Genomic DNA, 2,269 nt, shown 5'->3' on the forward strand with positions numbered 1-2,269 from the left:
AGTTAGTATTATGTCGTAGACCCGAAACCATGTGACCTACCCATGAGCAGGTTGAAGGTGAGGTAAAACTCACTGGAGGACCGAACCAGGGCACGTTGAAAAGTGCTTGGATGACTTGTGGGTAGCGGAGAAATTCCAAACGAACTTGGAGATAGCTGGTTCTCTCCGAAATAGCTTTAGGGCTAGCGTCGACATTAAGATTCTTGGAGGTAGAGCACTGTTTGGGTGAGGGGTCCATCCCGGATTACCAATCTCAGATAAACTCCGAATGCCAATGAATTATGGTCGGCAGTCAGACTGCGAGTGCTAAGATCCGTAGTCGAAAGGGAAACAGCCCAGACCACCAGCTAAGGTCCCAAAATAATTGTTAAGTGGAAAAGGATGTGGGGTTGCACAGACAACTAGGATGTTAGCTTAGAAGCAGCTATTCATTCAAAGAGTGCGTAATAGCTCACTAGTCGAGTGACCCTGCGCCGAAAATGTACCGGGGCTAAAACAATTTACCGAAGCTGTGGATACCTTTATAGGTATGGTAGGAGAGCGTTCTATGTGTGGAGAAGGTGTACCGTGAGGAGCGCTGGAACGCATAGAAGTGAGAATGCCGGTATGAGTAGCGAAAGACAGGTGAGAATCCTGTCCACCGTAAGACTAAGGTTTCCAGGGGAAGGCTCGTCCGCCCTGGGTTAGTCGGGACCTAAGGAGAGACCGAAAGGTGTATCCGATGGACAACAGGTTGATATTCCTGTACTAGAGTATGTAGTGAAGGAGGGACGCAGTAGGCTAACTAAAGCGTGCGACTGGAAGTGCACGTCTAAGCAGTGAGGTGTGAATTGAGTTAAATGCTTAATTCTATAACATTGAGCTGTGATGGGGAGCGAAGTTTAGTAGCGAAGTTAGTGACGTCACACTGCCAAGAAAAGCTTCTAGCGTTAATCATACTCTACCCGTACCGCAAACCGACACAGGTAGTCGAGGCGAGTAGCCTCAGGTGAGCGAGAGAACTCTCGTTAAGGAACTCGGCAAAATGACCCCGTAACTTCGGGAGAAGGGGTGCTGGCTTAAAGTCAGCCGCAGTGAATAGGCCCAAGCAACTGTTTATCAAAAACACAGCTCTCTGCTAAATCGTAAGATGATGTATAGGGGGTGACGCCTGCCCGGTGCTGGAAGGTTAAGAGGAGTGCTTAGCGGTAACGCGAAGGTATGAATTGAAGCCCCAGTAAACGGCGGCCGTAACTATAACGGTCCTAAGGTAGCGAAATTCCTTGTCGGGTAAGTTCCGACCCGCACGAAAGGCGTAATGATTTGGGCACTGTCTCAACGAGAGACTCGGTGAAATTTTAGTACCTGTGAAGATGCAGGTTACCCGCGACAGGACGGAAAGACCCCATGGAGCTTTACTGCAGTTTGATATTGAGTGTCTGTGCCACATGTACAGGATAGGTAGGAGCCATTGAGATCGGGACGCCAGTTTCGATGGAGGCGTTGTTGGGATACTACCCTTGTGTTATGGCCACTCTAACCCGGTAGGTTCATCATCTACGGAGACAGTGTCTGACGGGCAGTTTGACTGGGGCGGTCGCCTCCTAAAAGGTAACGGAGGCGCCCAAAGGTTCCCTCAGAATGGTTGGAAATCATTCGCAGAGTGTAAAGGTATAAGGGAGCTTGACTGCGAGAGCTACAACTCGAGCAGGGACGAAAGTCGGGCTTAGTGATCCGGTGGTTCCGTATGGAAGGGCCATCGCTCAACGGATAAAAGCTACCCTGGGGATAACAGGCTTATCTCCCCCAAGAGTTCACATCGACGGGGAGGTTTGGCACCTCGATGTCGGCTCGTCGCATCCTGGGGCTGTAGTCGGTCCCAAGGGTTGGGCTGTTCGCCCATTAAAGCGGCACGCGAGCTGGGTTCAGAACGTCGTGAGACAGTTCGGTCCCTATCCGTCGCGGGCGTAGGAAATTTGAGAGGATCTGCTCCTAGTACGAGAGGACCAGAGTGGACTTACCGCTGGTGTACCAGTTGTCTCGCCAGAGGCATCGCTGGGTAGCTATGTAGGGAAGGGATAAACGCTGAAAGCATCTAAGTGTGAAACCCACCTCAAGATGAGATTTCCCATGATTTTATATCAGTAAGAGCCCTGAGAGAAGATCAGGTAGATAGGTTAGGAGTGGAAGTTGTGTGAGCAATGGAGCGGACTAATACTAATAGCTCGAGGACTTATCCAAAGAGTCAGAAGATATTGACAACGTAAGTTTAACTTGTTAGAATATAGAT

At 49.8% G+C, this 2,269-nt stretch carries 1 rRNA gene (running past one end of the window); it reads left to right on the top strand.

Features of this window, described 5'->3' with window-relative positions:
• A 23S ribosomal RNA gene (locus tag ACESR9_RS10100) occupies positions 1–2,220 on the top strand (it extends 780 nt beyond the left edge of the window).
• The last annotated feature ends 49 nt before the right edge of the window (positions 2,221–2,269 follow it).

It is taken from the genome of Streptococcus parasanguinis (genome assembly GCF_964238605.1).
GTDB classification, from domain to species: domain Bacteria; phylum Bacillota; class Bacilli; order Lactobacillales; family Streptococcaceae; genus Streptococcus; species Streptococcus parasanguinis_AJ.